This is a genomic window from Rhodococcus sp. NPDC076796 (genome assembly GCF_040702765.1).
GTDB lineage: Bacteria > Actinomycetota > Actinomycetes > Mycobacteriales > Mycobacteriaceae > Rhodococcoides.
Genome location: NZ_JBFBMS010000003.1, coordinates 18,943 through 35,783 on the forward strand (window position 1 = coordinate 18,943; position 16,841 = coordinate 35,783).

The 16,841-nt window shown below is 65.7% G+C and carries 16 protein-coding genes; 4 read left to right on the forward strand and 12 right to left on the reverse strand.

Annotated features, from left to right (window positions below):
• The first annotated feature begins 26 nt into the window (after nt 1–26).
• Entirely contained in the window at nt 27–653 is a 627-nt protein-coding gene (locus AB0366_RS10295) for a precorrin-8X methylmutase (protein ID WP_121869856.1), read from the forward strand.
• Entirely contained in the window at nt 650–2,143 is a 1,494-nt protein-coding gene (locus tag AB0366_RS10300; RefSeq protein WP_366243887.1) for a precorrin-2 C(20)-methyltransferase, read from the forward strand. The genes AB0366_RS10295 and AB0366_RS10300 overlap by 4 nt, the downstream gene beginning before the upstream one ends.
• Here the strand turns inward: AB0366_RS10300 and AB0366_RS10305 are convergent.
• From AB0366_RS10305 to AB0366_RS10315, 3 genes are read right to left on the reverse strand one after another with little or no spacing between them, the layout of a single operon-like run.
• Entirely contained in the window at nt 2,126–2,872 is a 747-nt protein-coding gene (locus tag AB0366_RS10305; RefSeq protein WP_366243889.1) for a cobalt-precorrin-6A reductase, read from the reverse strand. The genes AB0366_RS10300 and AB0366_RS10305 overlap by 18 nt on opposite strands.
• Nucleotides 2,869–4,119, reverse strand: a complete 1,251-nt coding sequence (gene cbiE, locus AB0366_RS10310; RefSeq protein WP_366243890.1) for a precorrin-6y C5,15-methyltransferase (decarboxylating) subunit CbiE — start codon at nt 4,117–4,119, stop codon at nt 2,869–2,871. Before cbiE ends, AB0366_RS10305 begins: the two co-directional genes overlap by 4 nt.
• Nucleotides 4,092–4,850, reverse strand: coding sequence for an SDR family NAD(P)-dependent oxidoreductase (locus AB0366_RS10315; protein ID WP_366243892.1), 759 nt, complete (start codon nt 4,848–4,850; stop codon nt 4,092–4,094). The genes cbiE and AB0366_RS10315 overlap by 28 nt, the downstream gene beginning before the upstream one ends.
• Nucleotides 4,851–4,895: 45 nt before the next feature.
• Between AB0366_RS10315 and AB0366_RS10320 the strand changes: the two genes are divergently transcribed.
• On the forward strand, nt 4,896–5,309 hold the full coding sequence (locus AB0366_RS10320) for a TIGR03618 family F420-dependent PPOX class oxidoreductase (protein WP_366243893.1): 414 nt from the start codon (nt 4,896–4,898) through the stop codon (nt 5,307–5,309).
• 19 nt (nt 5,310–5,328) lie between these two features.
• On the opposite strand, the gene AB0366_RS10325 is transcribed toward AB0366_RS10320, so the two are convergent.
• Nucleotides 5,329–5,904 carry a nucleotidyltransferase family protein gene (locus AB0366_RS10325; protein ID WP_366243894.1) on the reverse strand — a complete coding sequence of 192 codons (576 nt, stop codon included), beginning with the start codon at nt 5,902–5,904 and terminating at the stop codon, nt 5,329–5,331.
• On the reverse strand, nt 5,904–7,046 hold the full coding sequence (locus AB0366_RS10330; protein ID WP_366243895.1) for a Xaa-Pro peptidase family protein: 1,143 nt from the start codon (nt 7,044–7,046) through the stop codon (nt 5,904–5,906). The genes AB0366_RS10325 and AB0366_RS10330 overlap by 1 nt, the downstream gene beginning before the upstream one ends.
• 27 nt (nt 7,047–7,073) lie before the next feature.
• Between AB0366_RS10330 and AB0366_RS10335 the strand changes: the two genes are divergently transcribed.
• On the forward strand, nt 7,074–8,051 hold the full coding sequence (locus AB0366_RS10335) for a 5'-3' exonuclease (protein ID WP_366243896.1): 978 nt from the start codon (nt 7,074–7,076) through the stop codon (nt 8,049–8,051).
• A 19-nt stretch (nt 8,052–8,070) separates the two neighbouring features.
• Here AB0366_RS10335 and AB0366_RS10340 read toward each other — a convergent pair whose 3' ends face one another.
• From AB0366_RS10340 to pafA, 7 genes are all read right to left on the reverse strand, one after another.
• Nucleotides 8,071–9,024: a DUF4333 domain-containing protein gene (locus AB0366_RS10340; protein WP_366243897.1), complete on the reverse strand. Its 954-nt coding sequence runs from the start codon at nt 9,022–9,024 to the stop codon at nt 8,071–8,073.
• 94 nt (nt 9,025–9,118) lie between these two features.
• Nucleotides 9,119–11,893: a DEAD/DEAH box helicase gene (locus tag AB0366_RS10345; protein ID WP_366243898.1), complete on the reverse strand. Its 2,775-nt coding sequence runs from the start codon at nt 11,891–11,893 to the stop codon at nt 9,119–9,121.
• Between the two features lie 27 nt (nt 11,894–11,920).
• Nucleotides 11,921–12,892, reverse strand: coding sequence for a twin-arginine translocase subunit TatC (gene tatC, locus AB0366_RS10350; RefSeq protein WP_366243899.1), 972 nt, complete (start codon nt 12,890–12,892; stop codon nt 11,921–11,923).
• Between the two features lie 110 nt (nt 12,893–13,002).
• Entirely contained in the window at nt 13,003–13,269 is a 267-nt protein-coding gene (gene tatA, locus AB0366_RS10355; protein ID WP_121869866.1) for a Sec-independent protein translocase subunit TatA, read from the reverse strand.
• Nucleotides 13,270–13,355: 86 nt separating this feature from the next.
• On the reverse strand, nt 13,356–14,351 hold the full coding sequence (locus AB0366_RS10360; RefSeq protein ID WP_121869867.1) for a YafY family protein: 996 nt from the start codon (nt 14,349–14,351) through the stop codon (nt 13,356–13,358).
• On the reverse strand, nt 14,348–15,340 hold the full coding sequence (locus tag AB0366_RS10365) for a YafY family protein (RefSeq protein WP_121869868.1): 993 nt from the start codon (nt 15,338–15,340) through the stop codon (nt 14,348–14,350). The genes AB0366_RS10360 and AB0366_RS10365 overlap by 4 nt, the downstream gene beginning before the upstream one ends.
• 61 nt (nt 15,341–15,401) lie before the next feature.
• Nucleotides 15,402–16,760: a Pup--protein ligase gene (gene pafA / locus AB0366_RS10370; protein WP_170944814.1), complete on the reverse strand. Its 1,359-nt coding sequence runs from the start codon at nt 16,758–16,760 to the stop codon at nt 15,402–15,404.
• Nucleotides 16,761–16,841: the final 81 nt, after the last annotated feature.

Sequence of the window (16,841 nt, forward strand, 5' to 3'; positions counted from 1 at the left end):
GGTCCCTCTCCCCTATCGTGAAACGCATGCACGACTACGTCCGCGACGGCGCGGAGATCTACCGACAATCGTTCGCGACCATCCGAGCCGAAGCAGATCTGTCTCGGTTCGCGCCGGACGTTGCCCAGGTCGTCGTGCGCATGATTCACGCGGTCGGAGAGATCGATCTGACCGAGACCATCGGCTACACCCCAGCGGTCGTGACCTCCGCTCGCGCGGCACTGAACTCGGGAGCGCCGATCCTGTGCGACGCCAACATGGTCGCCGCCGGCATCACTCGTCGCCGTCTTCCGGCCGACAACGAGGTGCTGTGCACGCTGTCCGATCCTCGGGTGCCGGACTTGGCTCGGAGTATGGGGACCACGAGAACCGCTGCCGCGCTGGAGTTGTGGGGCGACAAGCTCGGCGGTGCCGTCGTTGCGATCGGAAACGCGCCGACCGCTCTGTTTCACCTGATGGAGATGCTCGCGGCCGGAGCTCCGAAGCCAGCAGCCATCGTCGGCGGCCCGGTCGGATTCATCGGCGCAGCGGAGTCGAAAGAAGATCTGATCGCAGCCGACCTCGGCGTCGAGTATCTCGTCGTTCGAGGTAGACGTGGTGGTAGTCCGATCACCGTCGCTGCGGTCAATGCCATTGCGAGCGAGCAAGAATGACCAGCACCGGAAAACTGTGGGGAGTCGGCGTCGGTCCCGGCGATCCGGAGTTGTTGACCGTCAAGGCCGCTCGCGTGATCGCCGAGGCGGATGTGGTCGCCTTCCACAGTGCACAGCACGGTCGCAGCATCTCTCGTGGACTGGCGGCCGGGTACATGCGGGACGGGCAGCTCGAGGAACATCTGGTCTATCCGGTGACCACCGAGACCACGGCGCACCCCGGTGGCTATCAGGGTGCGATCGACGAATTCTACGAATCCGCTGCCGCACGGTTGGCGGCCCATCTGGACGCGGGACGCTCCGTAGTGCTTCTCGCCGAGGGTGATCCGCTGTTCTACAGCTCGTACATGCACATGCACAAACGGTTGGCCGACCGCTTCGAGGTCGAGATCGTGCCCGGCGTGACGTCGGTCAGTGCCGCCTCGGCCGCGCTGGCAACTCCGCTCGTGGAGCGAGACGAAGTGTTCACCGTGCTGCCCGGCACGCTGCCCGCGGACGAACTCACGCGCCGGCTGCGCGGCACCGACGCAGCTGTCATCATGAAACTGGGCCGGACCTACCCCACCGTGCTCGAAGCACTGGAGCGTTCCGGCCGACTCGACGAGGCGCGCTACGTCGAACGCGCCAGCACGCACCAGCAGCGAGTACTCGACGCCGCAGACGCCGACAACGTGCCCTACTTCTCGATGATCGTCGTGCCGAGCCCGTCCAACAGAGCCGAAATGCCCACCGACAGTGGAGAAGTGGTCGTCGTCGGCCTCGGTCCCGGCGACGACGCATGGACGACCGACGAGGTGCGCACCGAACTGGCCGCCGCCACCGATCTCGTGGGCTACGTCACCTACATCGATCGGGTACCGCCCAGGCCCGGGCAGATTCGGCACGCAAGCGACAACAAGGTCGAATCCGAACGTGCCGCCTTTGCGCTCGATCTCGCCAAGCAGGGCCGCCGAGTAGCCGTGGTCTCCTCGGGCGATCCGGGGGTGTTCGCGATGGCGACCGCCGTGATCGAAGTGGCAGCCGAGCAGCAGTGGAACTCGGTACCGGTACGGGTGGTGCCGGGAATGACGGCCGCCAACGCCGTTGCCAGTCGAGTGGGCGCACCACTCGGCCACGACTACGCCGTCGTCTCGCTCTCCGACCGCCTCAAGCCCTGGGACGTCGTCGCAGCGCGGCTCGCGGCGGTCGCCGGAGCCGACATGGCGATCGCGATCTACAACCCGGCGTCGAAATCGCGCACCTGGCAGGTTGCGGCCATGAAAGAGATTCTGCTCGAGCATCGTTCGCCGCAGACCCCCGTGGTCATCGGACGCGCAGTGGGCAGCGCGCAGGAATCCGTTCGCACCGTGACGCTCGGCGAACTCGACCCGGAGTCGATCGACATGCGATGCCTTCTCATCATCGGATCATCGATGACGACGGTGGTCGACACGGGAAGCGGGCCGAAGGTGTTCACCTCCCGCCGGTACCCGTCAGAGGGTGGAGCGTAGTCGTTTCGTCAGCCAGTTCACGGCGGCTGCGATGTCGAACACCGTCGGTGCCGAGCCGGTTCGCGCAGGACGGTCGACCACGATCACCGGAATCGATGCAGCTCGGGCGGCATCGAGCTTGGCTCGCGTCATGTCACCGCCGCTGTTCTTGGTGATCAACAGATCGATTCGGTTGTCCGCGAGCATCATCGACTCGTGATCGACGTCGAAGGGCCCACGGCTCAGGTGCAGCGTCATGTGCGGCGGCACCGGGCCGGTCGGCGGGTCGATCGCCCTGACCAGAAACCACGAGTGCTCGACGCGCGCGAAATGGTGAACGCCCTGCCTGCCTGTCGTGAGGAACACCCTGCTGCCGGGGGTGATCGCCGACGCCGCGTCGGGCAACGACGCAACCGAGGTCCACCGATCACCCATGCCCGCGGTCCATGATGGCCGCGTCAGCACCAGGAGCGCGACCGACGTTGCCCGAGTGGCCTGCTCGGCGTGTGCCCCGATGGTGGAGGCGAACGGGTGTGTTGCGTCGACCACCACGTCGATTGCGTTGTCTCGCAGCCACATTGCAAGGGCGTCCGGCCCGCCGAAGCCCCCGATCCGCGTATGTCCGACGGGAAGTATCGGCTCGGCGACCCGACCCGCCAGCGAGGTGATCGTCTCGATCCCCTGCACCGTGTCCAGGGCTGCCGCGAGTGCCCGCGACTCCGTCGTACCACCGAGAATCAGGACCTTCACAGTTTGACAGCGCTCCATTGGGTGACCGGCAGCTGTGGTCTCCACGTCGTGAACGCGCCCAGCGGTTCACCGCGATAGATCTGGAACCTGCGGAGCTCTCCGCCGTACTTCGCCGCGGCGGTCAGCAACAGCGAATCCGATTCGGCGGTCACCGAATTCGCTACCACCCGTCCGCCGGTGCGCACCGCGCCCCAGCACGCCTCGAGCATGTCGGCACCGGTCAACCCACCACCGATGAACACCGCATCCGGTGCGGCGTCCGAGACCGCAGCGAAGCTCTCCGGGGCACCGCCGTGCACCACGAGTTGCGGAACTCCGAGGTGCAGTGCATTGGTCTCGATCTGCTCACGGCGCGCCGGCACGCTCTCGAACGTCACTGCGCGACAAGATCGGTCGGTCCGCATCCATTCGATCGCAATGGTTCCCGACCCGCCCCCGATGTCCCACAGCAACTCGCCGGGCGCCGGTGCCAACGCGCTGAGCGTGAGTGCTCGAACCTCCCGCTTGGTCATCTGACCGTCTCCGGTATACGCGGAATCGGCCAGGCCGGGAATGCGGGTGTGGCGGGACGCGTCGGGATCTCGGACACACAGCACCGCAACGACATTGAGTGGGTCGATGCCCTCGAACGTCGACTCGCGGGCGATTCCGCCGGCGACCCGCTCGGCCGGTCCGCCGAGCTGTTCGAGGACCGTCATGTCGCTCGATCCGAAGCCGTTGGCGCACAACACTGCCGCGATCTCTCTCGGTGTGCTGCTGCCCCGACTCAACACCAGTATCCGACGCCCGTCGGCCAACTCGGGCAACACCGTCTCGGCCGGGGTGTTCACCAGAGACACCGTCGGGGTGTCCTGCAGTGCCCAGCCCAGTCGCGCGCATGCCAACGACACGGAGGACGGTGCCGGGTGAACGCGTAGTCGCTCGGCACCGAACTCTCGCGCCAGCGTCACCCCGATGCCGTGGAACATCGGATCCCCGCTGGCCAGCACGCACACGCGAGAACCTGCGCAGGCGTCGATCATCGGCCGCAGATTCGGCACCAACGGACTGGGCCATGTCCTGGTCTCGGTGCAGTGCTCCCGCACCCCCGCGACCTGGCGGGCCGAACCGAACACCACATCTGCTTGCTCGACGGCCGTGCGGGAAGCAAGAGACAGTCCGTCCCAGCCGTCCGCACCGATTCCCACGACCACGATCGGAGTGGGCACGGGCACCACCATCAGCGCGGCATCCTGCGCCAGAGCCATTGTGGCAGTAGACGCATGGCGAAGAATACCGGTCGCAGAGTGCCGGGGATCCACACGCTGGCCCGACGCTTGCCCAGCGCCGTGACAACGCCGTCGGCGACCTGATCCGGCGTACTCGACATGGGCGCGGGTGTCATCCCCTCGGTCATGGAACCGATGACGAATCCGGGACGAACGAGCAGCAGATGCACTCCGCTGCCGTGCAGTGAGTCGCTCAGTCCGCTGGCGAACCCGTCGAGACCGGCCTTTGCCGATCCATACACGTAGTTGGCGCGTCGCACTCGCACACCCGCGACCGACGAGAACACGACCAGGTCGCCGCTCCCCTGGGCTCGGAGCAGCTTCGAAGCGTGCGTCAGCACCGAAACCTGAGCCAGAAAGTCGGTGGTGATGACGTCGAGAGCGTGCTGCGCATCGTCCTCGGCCCGCGCTTGATCCCCGAGGATCCCGAACGCCAGCACCACGATCCCGATCGCGCCGTATCGCTCGGCAACCCGGCTCATGAGCTCGGCGTGAGTGTCCATCGCGTTCGCGTCGAACTCGACGGTGTGCACGGCGTCCGCGCCTGCACGCTGCACTCGTTGTTGCTGAGCATCGAGGTCGGTGCTACGCCGAGCTGCCAGTACGACGGTTCGCCCCGAGGCGAGTCGGGTAGCGACCTCGAGTCCGATCTCGCTGCGCCCGCCCAACAGCAACAGCGTTCCGGCGGCGGGTTCTGCTCGTCTGCTCACGCCGACCAGTCTTGCCGATCGAACACCGTTCACTACAGTCGGGTTATGGCCGCACAACCCGCTGACGCGACTTCACTCACCGACGACGCAATCGAATTCCTCACCGAGAGGCACCTTGCCACTCTGACGACACTGCGCACGGACGGAACCCCGCACGTCGTGGCCGTCGGCTTTACCTACGACGGCGACGCGCAGATTGCCCGGGTCATCACCAACGACGTGTCGCAGAAGGCCATCAACGCCGGACGGGGTGCCTATGCCGCCGTCACTCAGATCGACGGCGCTCGCTGGCTGACGTTGGAGGGGCCCGCGTCGGTCCGGAACGATCGAGAGTCGGTCGTCGATGCGGAGAACCGCTATGCGCAGCGCTATCGCGTACCGAGAGAGAACCCCACCCGGGTCGTGATCGAGATTCAGGTGCAGCGGGTACTGGGTAGCCGTTCGCTGCTCGACCGGTAGCGAGCCGTCACCACAGCCCTCACGGCCACGGCAGAACGGTGAGGCTCGGCCACTCGGTCGTCCATCGGGCCGCCTTGGCCTCGTACACGTGCTGCATCGGCAACCGCGGGTTCGGCCGCACGATTCCCGCGAAGAGATCGTCGAATCCGTGCGGTGCGTACACGACATCCGCACCGCCCTGGCCCGTGGTGATGCCGAAGCAGCATGTGGTGGAGACGAAGTGATCGATCGCATCCTCGGTACTTCGGTACGGTGCGATCGCAGTGCCGAAATGCTCCTCGTACCACAGGTGTACGCGCGCCTCGTTGCGTACTTCGATGTCCACACCGAGGTCGGCGAACACCGAATCCACGCGCTCGATCACCTCGTTCTCCGCATCGTAGGACAGATCGGAGTCGTCGAAGTAGAAGAAGTCGTAGTCCCGAATTCCCGCACGCAGGTCCCGACCGGCCAGGTGGTTCCACACCGTCTGGAAGAGGCCACCCGCTGTCAGATACCACCCGGGGAGCCCCAGCTGCGGTGCGCGTCGAAGTATCTCGTCGACAGCAGGATTGGATCGAACGACCGAGACGAACTCGGCCTCGCCCGGTGGCATCACACCGGCAGGACGGCCAGACCGTGCGGCCTGAGGTTGACCGACTCGCAGCCGTCTGCGGTGACGACGACGATGTCCTCGATGCGTGCACCCCACTGTCCGCGGAAGTAGATTCCCGGCTCGATGCTGAACGCCATCCCCTCGGTGAGCGTGATGTCGTTTCCCGCAACGATGTACGGCTCTTCGTGTACCGACAGGCCGATCCCGTGGCCGGTGCGGTGCAGGAACGCCTCGCCCAGACCGGCGTCGACCAGGACGTCGCGGGCGGCCGCATCGATGGACTGCGCCGTGACACCGGGCACCACCGCATCGACAGCTGCCTGCTGGGCCCGCTCGAGTACCGCGTACTGCTCGGCGACCTCCGCCGAGGGCTCGCCGAGACTGTAGGTGCGGGTGGAGTCGGAGTTGTATCCCGGTGCGACAGGTCCCCCGATGTCGATCACCACGACGTCGCCAGCCTCGACGACTCGATCGGAGACCTCGTGGTGCGGATCGGCACCGTGAGGCCCGGACCCGACGATGATGAATTCCGGTGCCGTGTGGCCTTCTTCGACGATCGCGGCCGCGATGTCCGCGGCGATCTGCGCTTCCGTGCGGCCCACTCGAAGCCATTCACCCATACGGGCGTGCACGCGGTCGATGGCGTGCCCGGCGCGCCGCAACGCGGCGATCTCGGCCGCATCCTTGACCATTCGGAGTTCGCGAAGCACGTCGGTGGCCAGCACCGGGACCGTGCCGAAGACGCCCGCCAGCGGCACGAAATGTAGGGCGGGCGTGGCGTCGGCGACGGCTGTTCTCGTTCCACCGGGAACTGCCGATGCCACCAGTGCGTACGGATCCGCACCGTCGACCCAGTCGACGAGCGTCAGAGACAGCTCTTGCGCCGCGGAATCGCCCAGTGCGGCGAGCTCGAGCCGAGGAACCACGACCGTGGGGGTGCTGCCGTCCGCGGGAACGACCAGAGCGATGAGACGCTCGAACGAACTGGCCTTCGATCCGATCAGGTACTGCAGATCCGGACCCGGGGTGATCAACAGGGCATCCAAGCCTGCTTCCGACGTCAGGCGAGCCGCGCGGGCGAGTCTGGACGCGTAGACATCGCTGGAGAAACGTGAGGAACTGACCGAAGAATCGACACTCATCCCACCAGGCTAGTGCCGTTTGGCAAGATGAGCCCCATGACCGCCCCCGGAAAGTCGCCGCTGCTGCTCCTCGACGGCGCGAGCCTGTGGTTCAGGGCCTACTACGCACTGCCCGAGTCGATTACGGCCCCCGATGGCCGACCCGTCAATGCCGTCCGAGGCTTCCTCGACATGATTTCGGCGTTGATCGCGCGCACCGAACCCAGCCGACTGGCGGTGTGCCTCGATCTCGACTGGCGGCCACAGTTTCGCGTCGACCTGGTGCCGTCCTACAAGGCGCATCGTGTTGCCGAGGCCGCGCCGGAGGTCGCCGAGAGCGAAGAGGTGCCGGAGACACTGACACCACAGGTGGACATGATCATGGATGTGCTCGCCGCATTGGGGATCGCGACCGCAGGCGCAGAGGGCCTCGAAGCCGACGACGTGCTGGGAACCCTGGCAGCGCGCGAGCGTCAGGACCCCGTGGTCGTGGTCAGTGGAGACAGAGACCTGCTTCAGGTTGCCGCTGACGAGCCGAACGAGGTGCGCGTTCTGTACGTGGGCCGTGGGTTGGCCAAAGCCGAATTGTTCGATCCCGCACTGGTTTCCGAGCGCTACGGTGTGCCACTTCATCGAGCGGGCGAGGCGTACGCGGAACTCGCCCTCCTGCGCGGCGATGCCTCCGACGGCCTGCCCGGCGTCAAAGGAATCGGGGAGAAGACGGCGTCGACGCTGATGCTGAACTACGAATCCGTCGCTGCGCTGCGTGCTGCGGCACTCGATCCGTCCTCGGACATGGCCAAGGGCATCCGGGCGAAGCTGGCCAATGCGAGCGAGTATCTGGACGCCGCACTTCCCGTCGTCCGAGTCGTCACCGACGCCGATGTCGTCCTGTCGAAGTCCGACGAGATTCCAGCCGAGCCCACCGATCTCGACGCGCTGAACACTCTCGCCGAGACCCTCGGAATCGAGAACGCCGTGAACCGCCTCGTCTCTGCGATGGCGGCCACGGCGTCGAAGAACTGACCCGAGTGGCCGAGCCGGTCTACTTGGGTAGGGAGACCTCGTAGTTCGCGTCGTTGTCGAGGAAGGTCAACGTCACCGTCCTGAACGCACCGTCGACCGTCAGGGTGCAATCGACACTGGTCCCGGCCTCGACCTCGATGTCCTGGGGGCAGGACACACCGGAGACGTCGGACGCACCGTAGGACTCGGTGACGACCGTTCGAATACCCTCCTCGGCCGCAGCAGTGTCGAGGGTGGTCGTGCGACCGAAGGCGAAGAACGACACCACCGCGATCACTGCGACCACTGCGATGACGGCACCTGCGATGATCAGGGGCTTCGTCGACTTGGACCCGGCCTGCCCGGGCCCCTGCTGATTCGGATACTGCTGGTTCGGATACTGCTGGTTCGGATACTGCTGATTGGGATTGAAGGGCTGCTGTGGTTGCTGACCGTATTGCCCTGGCCCGTATTGCCCACTACCGAATTGCTTTGGTGCATAGGGGTTCTGGTATGCCGCATCGCCCGATGCAGGCGCACCGGCACCGGGATAGGGCGCGCCGTACTGCTGACCGGCCGGGTATTGCGCAGGGGGGTTCGGGCCTTGGGGGTACTGCCCCTGGGGGTAGCCGCCCTGTGCGTTCGGAGCCTGGGGGTATTGCCCCTGCGGATAGCCGGCAGGGGGGTACTGACCCTGCGGATATTGACCTTGTGGGTATTGACCTTGTGGGTACTGCCCCTGCGGGTACTGCCCCTGCGGGTATTGCCCCCTGGGCTGCTGCGGGCTCTGCCCGTACGCACTCCGATCGGGTTCGCCGTACGGCGCGGCCGGCGGCTGTCCGTACTGATCCCACGCCGCTGGTGTCGGAGTCTGTGGATCGGCGGAGGGACCGCCAGGCTGCGTCTCCGGCGTGTCTTTCGCGGCACCGTCCTGCTGATCGGGCTTGCGCGACCAGCTGTTGTCCGGATCGGTCGGACCGTATGGGCCGCTCATCTCGCCTCCACTGAAAATTCGGATTCGTCGGGGGTACAGTATCCCGCCCGTACGACTCTCCGCTGTACCGACCCGGCAGTCCGATTCTCGCCTGTCATGCGGCATCGACGGCGACCACGCCGCGGCGCAGGGCCGCGATCGCCCGCGCCGCAGTTCGCGACAGTTCCGGCTCCGGGGCCGCGAGCCGAACCTGATCCAACAGGTCGATCACCTGCCGACACCAGCGCACGAAGTCTCCGCCGGACAGTGCTTTGCCGTTGTCACCCGCGGTGACGAGAGCATCGACCAACGAGTGGTTCGACGCCCACTTGTAGATCGCCTTCACGAAGCCCATGTCGGGTTCTCTCGTCGGCGGAAGCTTGTGCCGAACTTCGTCGGACCGCAACTCGTGCCATACCCGCACCGTTTCGGTCAGCGCGTGTCGAATCGGACCCGTCGGACCGTGCGGAGTGATGTCACCCTCCGACCTGGACTCGTAGACCACCGCCGAGACCACCGCCGCCAACTCTGCCGGAGAAAGGCCCTGCCACAGCCCGCCGCGCAAGCACTCGGCGACCAGTAGATCGGACTCGGAATAGATTCGGCTCAGCCTTGCGCCGTCGTCGGTGACCTTCGGATCCTTGCCCGCCGTCACATAACCGCGGTCGGCGAGCAACGCCAGGATGCGATCGAACGTCCGGGCGAGGGAGTTCGTCGTGGCCGATACCTTCTGGCGCATCGTTTCGGTCTCGCGCGCCAGTCGGTTGTAGCGCTCACCGGTGCGGCCGAGCTCGTCGCGGTCGGGGCGCGCGTGCACCGGATGCGAGCGGATGGCTCGTCGGAGTGTGGCAAGTTCCTTGTCGTCCGCTGCGGTCGATTTGCGTCGGATGCGGTCCGACGGCTGCGAGATTCCGCGGGTGACCAGGGCGGTTGCCAGGTCACGCCGGGTCTTCGCAGTGCGATGGTCGACGAAGCGAGGAAGCCGCATGGTGCCCAGAGGTGTTGCAGGTGAAGGGAAGTCCGCCGCCGAGAGTCGTCCGGCCCACTTGTCCTCGGTCAGCACGAGCGGCCGCGGATCGGCTCGGTCGTCATCCGGCTCGAGCACCACGGCCAGGCCGCTGCGGCGACCGGTCGGCACCGAGATCACGTCGCCGCGGCGCAGGGCACGCAGCGAATCGACGGCCTTGTCCCGCCGATCGGACCTGCTCTGGCGTTCGAGGGTCTTCTCGCGATCCTTCAGTCGCTCGCGCAGCCGCGCGTACTCGAAATACTCGCCGTCGGGGCCTCCGAGCCGTGCACTGAGCGCCTCCAACGTCTGCATGTTCTTCTCGATACCGCGCACCATCCCCACGACGGAGCGGTCGGCCTGGAACTGTGCGAAGGACCGTTCGAGCAGCAGACGCGAATCTGCCGCGCCGAACTGTTCGATCAGGTTGATCGACATGTTGTAGGCAGGCGCGAACGAACTGCGCAGCGGGAACGTACGGGTCGACGCCAACCCCGCAACCTCGGTCGGCTCCGTGCCCGGCTGCCACAGCACGACGGCATGTCCTTCGACGTCGATGCCGCGGCGTCCGGCCCGGCCCGTCAGCTGCGTGTACTCCCCCGGCGTCAACTCGGCGTGCGTTTCGCCGTTGAACTTGACCAGCTTCTCCAGCACGACGGTTCGGGCCGGCATGTTGATCCCCAGAGCCAGGGTCTCGGTGGCGAACACCGCGCGGACCAGGCCCTTGACGAACAACTCCTCGACGGTGTGCCGAAAGACCGGCAACATCCCCGCGTGATGGGCGGCGAATCCGCGCTCGAGTGCGTCGCGCCACTCCCAGAAACCCAGCACTTCGAGGTCCTCGCGCGGCAGTTCCGAGGTGTGCTTCTCGGCGATGTACCGAATCTCCTCGGCCTGCTCGGGCGTGGTCAGCACCAGCCGCGAACGCATGCACTGCGTCAGAGCGCCGTCGCACCCGGCGCGGCTGAAGATGAACGTGATCGCCGGGAGCAGACCCTCTTCGTCGAGCTTGGCGATCACATCGGGTCGGGCCAGTGGGCGGTTGTTCGCACCGCTGCCATGACCGCCACCGCGACCTCCGCCGCCTGCCCGACCGCCGCGGCCTCTGCTGTGCGGAGCGTGCCAGCGGTCCATCGAGTCGAGGGACTGACGTTGTTTGACGTGTCGCACGAGTTCCCGATCGACGACGACCTTCTGACTGCCGTCCGCCGACTGGGCGCGCGTGTCGAACAGATCGAACAAGCGGCGGCCCACCATGATGTGCTGCGAGAGGGGCACCGGACGGTTCTCGTCCACCACGACCGAGGTGTCACCGCGAACCGTGCTCATCCAGGCACCGAACTCCTCGGCGTTGCTCACCGTTGCCGACAGGCTGACCAGTCGAACGTCGTCGGACAGGTGCAGGATGACCTCCTCCCACACCGCGCCTCGGAATCGGTCGGCGAGGTAGTGCACCTCGTCCATGACGACGTGCGAGAGCCCCCGCAATGCGTCCGAGGATGCGTAGAGCATGTTGCGCAGCACTTCGGTCGTCATGATGACGATGGGGGCATCGGGGTTGATCGACGAGTCTCCGGTCAGCAGCCCGACCGTGTCACGCCCGTACCGCGCGGTCAGCTCGGCGAACTTCTGGTTGCTCAGCGCCTTGATCGGGGTGGTGTAGAAGCACTTACGTCCGGCGGCGAGCGCCAAGTGCACCGCGAACTCGCCGATCACGGTCTTGCCCGCACCTGTGGGGGCACAGACCAGAACACCGTGACCGTTCTCCAGGGCGGTGCAGGCATCCACCTGGAACCGGTCGAGGGGGAAGCCGAGCTCTGCCGAGAAGCGTTGCAGCTGGGTGGGTCGGGGGCTTGTCCCCGTATCGACAACCGTCTCGGTCATGCGATCGACCCGGCGGTTCGACCGAGGTCAGATCGTGTCGTCGTACTGTGCCTGTGCTCGGGTCGCGGTACCGAAGCCGTTGGACGGCGGTGTCGGAGCGACGGCATCCGGTGACTCGATCGAACCTGCGCCGTCGATGCGCGTTGCTTCGTCATCTGACACATCACCCCATTCGTCTCTTCTCTTGCGCAACTTACGCTTGTCGTGAATTCGCGCAATCTGCACTGCCATTTCGAAGAGCACCGTCAACGCCAAGGCCAATGCCAGCATCGAGAACGGGTCCTGCCCCGGAGTTGCGATGGCCGCGAAGACGAACAGCCCGAAGATGAGACCTCGACGCCACGCCTTGAGTCTCTCGTAGGTGAGTACGCCGACGAAGTTCAGGGCGACGACCAGCAACGGAATCTCGAAGCTGACGCCGAAGATGATGAGGAGGTTGATCAGGAATCCGAAGTACTGATCGCCGCTGAGGGCGGTGATCTGCACGTTGTCGCCGATGGAGAGCAAGAAGTGCAGGCCCTTGGCGACCACGTAGTAGGCCAGGACGGCTCCGGCGACGAACAGCGCTGCCGCTCCGGAGACGAACGAGACCGCGTGTCGCCGTTCGTTGGCGTACAGGCCCGGAGTGATGAAGGCCCAGATCTGATACAGCCAGATGGGGCAGGCCATGACGACGCCCGCGGTGAACGCGACCTTGAACCGCAACAGGAACTGATCGAACGGGCCGGTGGCCAGCAGTCGACACTGGTCGTCGTCGTTCAGGTTCGCGCGCAGGCTGGGGTCGAGTGTGCAGTAGGGGCCCCGTAGGAGGTCGCCGAGGCTCTCGACGCCGAGGATGGTGTGCGAGTACCAGAAGAACCCGAAGGCAGTCGTCAGCGCGACGGCAACCAACGACCACAGGAGCCGGGTTCGCAGCTCGTACAGGTGATCGACCAACGACATCGTGCCGTCGGGATTGACTCGGCGCTTGCTACGCCGCGGATCGAACGGAATGCGCATGGTGTTCTACGGTCAGCCTTCTTCGGTCGGACGACGGCGATAGGCCGTCACCGACAGCAGTGAACCTTCGGTGCCACCTGGCACCGAAGGCGTGCTGAGCGGCCTTGCGCTCAGGCAGACTTGGCGTCGTGCTGGGTCTCGCTGGTCGGCTGCACGACCGGCGCGGGAGAGGGCAGCTGAGCGGGAGCGGTCGGCTGCTGCGCCGTCGCAGTGTCGGTGTCGGACTTGCCGTCGTTCTGCATCTCCTTCACCTCGCTCTTGAAGATGCGCAACGACCGGCCGAGTCCGCGAGCAGCCTCGGGCAGCTTCTTGGAACCGAACAGAATGATGACGACCACCGCAACGATGGCCCAGTGCCAAGGACTGGTGAATCCCATGCGAACCTCCTACAGATCAGATGAACCGAGCGTACCCGACCCCGGGTGCCGCCTCCGGCAGCGGCGGGTGCCGGTTTGCCCCGTGTTCATGTGGCGACGGTGCCGTTCGCGCTGGTGGCGTCGAGCTCGGCGTACGCATCCAGGGCCGAGCGGGCTCGATCGCGGACGGAGTTCACCAAGGATTCAGGTGCCAGTACCGTGACGCCGCCACCGAAGCCCAAGGTCAATCGCGTCATCCACTGCAGCGTCGCGAACCGCATCGTGACCACGATCGACCCGTCCGCATCCGCGGCGACCTGGGTCATCGGGTAGTAGTCCAGGATCCAGGTGAAGGCGGGCGACACCTTCAACCGCGCCTGAGACAGCGAGGGATCGTCGTTGAAGATCTCGAAGGCGTCCTCGTCCTGCACCGATTCCGGCGGCGCGGCGGGTTCGTCGAGTTCGGTTGCCGAGTCGATGCGGTCGAAGCGGAACAGCCGAACTCCCTCGGCGCTTCGGCACCACGCCTGGACATAGCTGTTGTCGTCGACGACGACCGTCCTGATCGGGTCGACGGTCCGCTCGGTGACGACATCCCGCGATGCGGAATAGTAGGTCAGCTCCAGAGCGTGCCGATGACGCAGCGCAGATCGGACGGTGGCGGAGACCGGGCCTTCTTCCGCACCTGCGCCGTCGTGATCCGACGAGAGTGGCACGTTGGCCGCCGCCGAGCCCGCTGCGGTCTCGATCTTCGCGATCGCGCGCTGAGCGGCGGACGGATCGACCATGCCGGGCATCGAGGTCAGGGACCGCAGTGCAACCAACAGGGCCGTCGCCTCGGTCGACGTCAGGCGTAGCGGTCGATCGATTCCGGCCGAGAACGTCACGTCGATGCTCTCCTCGGAGAACGAGAGATCGATGAGATCACCTGGGCCGTAGCCGGGCAGACCGCACATCCAGAGCTGATTGAGATCGGCCATCAGGGTCGCCGTCGACACCCCCAGCTCGCGCGCGGCCTCCTCGGCACTCAAGCCGGGATTGGCCATGAAGAACGGCACCATGTTGAGCAACCTGGCCAGCCGAACCGACAGTCGTGCGCTCATCGCTCGTTCTCCACGTCGGCCGCCTTCTGCAGGGTGGAGATCACGTCGGCGCGCAGTTCCGCGGGTTCGAGCACCACCGCATCCGCGCCGTGACCGGCGATCAACCGCGAGACCCAATCCCAGGACCGCACGGGAACCTCGACGACAGTGCCGCTGCGGGTGCCGAGACTCTGCACGCCGACCACCGTTCCCATTCTGCGCAATTCCAGCGCCCTCCCGTCCTGTAGCCATACCCGGGCCGTGCCCGATACCGAGGACGTGCCCGCCACTCGACGGACGATGTCCTGCAGATCGACGCCGTCGGGCTTGCGGACGCTCTGCGGGGTGCCGAACGACTTGACCTCGTCGCCGATTCGGGACAGTCGGAACGTGCGGGTGTCGTCGCGGTCCACGTCGTGTCCCACCAGATACCAGCGGCCGCGAAACGTCACGACACCCCACGGCTGGACGGTTCTGGTGGTGAACGGCTCGGTCAACGACGGGCGGTGTTGGAACCGTACCGACTTGCCGTCGTCGATCGCGGCCAGCAAGGCACCCAGCGCGGGTTCGGAGCCTCGGGTGCGTGCGGGAACCGCGGTCACCGCTGCGGCGGACTCGTTCTGGTCGACCTGAATTCCGGCGGCTCGGAGTTTGAGCAACGCACTCTGTGCCGCGGAGGTGAGCTCCGGCGATTCCCACAGTTTGACGGCGACCGCAACGGCGGCCGATTCCTCGCTGGTGAGGTCGATGTCGGGCAGTTCGTAGGCATCGCGATTGATGCGATAGCCCTCGACGCCACCGAATCTGGTTGCGGTACCGGTCTCCAACGGGACTCCGAGGTCGCGCAGTTCGTTCTTGTCTCGCTCGAACATTCTGCTGAACGCTTCGTGGCTGGTGGAGTCGTCGTATCCGGCAACGCTCTCGCGGATCCACTCCGCGGTCAGGAACTGACGTGTCGACAGCAGACAGATGACCAGATTCATCAGGCGTTCGACTTTGGTGGTGGCCACGACAGTCGAGCCTAGTTGCTCACCGGTGGCCGCAGCGGTAACGACCCGACTGCGTGCGGCGCTACATCGATGCGATCAGCCGTTCCACTCGCTCGTCGACCGAGCGGAACGGATCCTTGCACAGCACGGTTCGCTGAGCCTGGTCGTTGAGCTTGAGGTGTACCCAGTCCACCGTGAAGTCGCGACCTGCCTCCTGAGCGGCCGTGATGAATTCTCCGCGCAGCTTGGCTCGGGTGGTCTGGGGCGGCAGATCGACGGCCTCGTCGATCTGTTCGTCCTCGGTGACTCGTTTGGCCAGACCCTTGCGCTGCAGCAGGTCGAACACTCCTCGGCCGCGTTTGATGTCGTGATAGGCCAGGTCCAACTGCGCGATCTTGGGATCGGACAGCTCCATCGAGTACCGGTCTTGATACCGCTGGAACAGTTTGCGCTTGATGACCCAGTCGATCTCGGTGTCCACCTTCGCGAAATCCTGTGTCTCGATGGCGTCGAGCGTTCGTCCCCACAGATCGACAACCTGCTCCACCTGAGTGTTCGGCTCGCGCGTCTTGAGATGCTCGACCGCTCGCGCGTAGTACTCGCGCTGAATATCGAGGGCGCTGGCCTGTCGTCCCCCGGCGAGTCGAACGGGACGCCGCCCGGTGAGATCGTGACTGACCTCGCGGATGGCGCGAATCGGATTGTCCAGTGCGAAATCTCGGAAGGAGACGCCCGCCTCGATCATTTCGAGAACGAGGGCTGCCGTTCCGACCTTGAGCATCGTCGAGGTCTCGGCCATGTTCGAGTCGCCCACGATGACGTGCAGCCGGCGGTACTTCTCGGCGTCGGCGTGCGGCTCGTCGCGAGTGTTGATGATGGGTCGCGAACGAGTGGTGGCCGAGGAGACGCCTTCCCAGATGTGCTCGGCGCGCTGTGAGAGGCAGAACGTCGCAGCCTTCGGCGTCTGGAGTACCTTGCCTGCGCCACAGATCAACTGACGCGTGACCAGGAACGGCAGCAGCACGTCCGAGATTCGGGAGAACTCGCCGGCACGTTGCACGAGAAAGTTCTCGTGGCAGCCGTAGGAGTTTCCCGCCGAGTCGGTGTTGTTCTTGAACAGATAGATATCGCCTCCGATACCCTCTTCTGCCAGGCGTTGCTCGGCGTCGATCAGCAGGTCTTCCAGTACTCGCTCGCCGGCGCGGTCGTGGGTGACCAACTGCAACAGACTGTCGCACTCGGCGGTGGCGTACTCGGGGTGCGAGCCCACATCGAGGTACAGGCGGGCACCGTTGCGAAGGAACACATTCGAGCTGCGACCCCACGAGACGACTCGGCGAAACAGATAGCGAGCCACTTCGTCCGGACTCAGCCGTCGATGTCCGTGGAAAGTACATGTGACACCGAACTCTGTCTCGATGCCCATAATTCGTCGCTGCACACTTCGACACTACAACGCAACCCTCGAATCGATGTGTCGGAGCGCCCCGATGTCGTCCGTCCGTGAGGATGCCGTCGCACG

Coding starts and splice junctions, on each gene's coding strand:
- AB0366_RS10325 (WP_366243894.1), bottom strand. CDS start 5,904: ATGCCACCGGGCGAGGCCGAGTTCGTCTCGGTCGTTCGATCCAATCCT.
- AB0366_RS10320 (WP_366243893.1), top strand. CDS start 4,896: ATGGCCGCACAACCCGCTGACGCGACTTCACTCACCGACGACGCAATC.
- AB0366_RS10330 (WP_366243895.1), bottom strand. CDS start 7,046: ATGAGTGTCGATTCTTCGGTCAGTTCCTCACGTTTCTCCAGCGATGTC.
- AB0366_RS10335 (WP_366243896.1), top strand. CDS start 7,074: ATGAGCCCCATGACCGCCCCCGGAAAGTCGCCGCTGCTGCTCCTCGAC.
- tatA (WP_121869866.1), bottom strand. CDS start 13,269: ATGGGATTCACCAGTCCTTGGCACTGGGCCATCGTTGCGGTGGTCGTC.
- AB0366_RS10295 (WP_121869856.1), top strand. CDS start 27: ATGCACGACTACGTCCGCGACGGCGCGGAGATCTACCGACAATCGTTC.
- AB0366_RS10345 (WP_366243898.1), bottom strand. CDS start 11,893: ATGACCGAGACGGTTGTCGATACGGGGACAAGCCCCCGACCCACCCAG.
- cbiE (WP_366243890.1), bottom strand. CDS start 4,119: ATGGCTCTGGCGCAGGATGCCGCGCTGATGGTGGTGCCCGTGCCCACT.
- tatC (WP_366243899.1), bottom strand. CDS start 12,892: ATGCGCATTCCGTTCGATCCGCGGCGTAGCAAGCGCCGAGTCAATCCC.
- AB0366_RS10360 (WP_121869867.1), bottom strand. CDS start 14,351: ATGAGCGCACGACTGTCGGTTCGGCTGGCCAGGTTGCTCAACATGGTG.
- AB0366_RS10340 (WP_366243897.1), bottom strand. CDS start 9,024: ATGAGCGGCCCATACGGTCCGACCGATCCGGACAACAGCTGGTCGCGC.
- AB0366_RS10300 (WP_366243887.1), top strand. CDS start 650: ATGACCAGCACCGGAAAACTGTGGGGAGTCGGCGTCGGTCCCGGCGAT.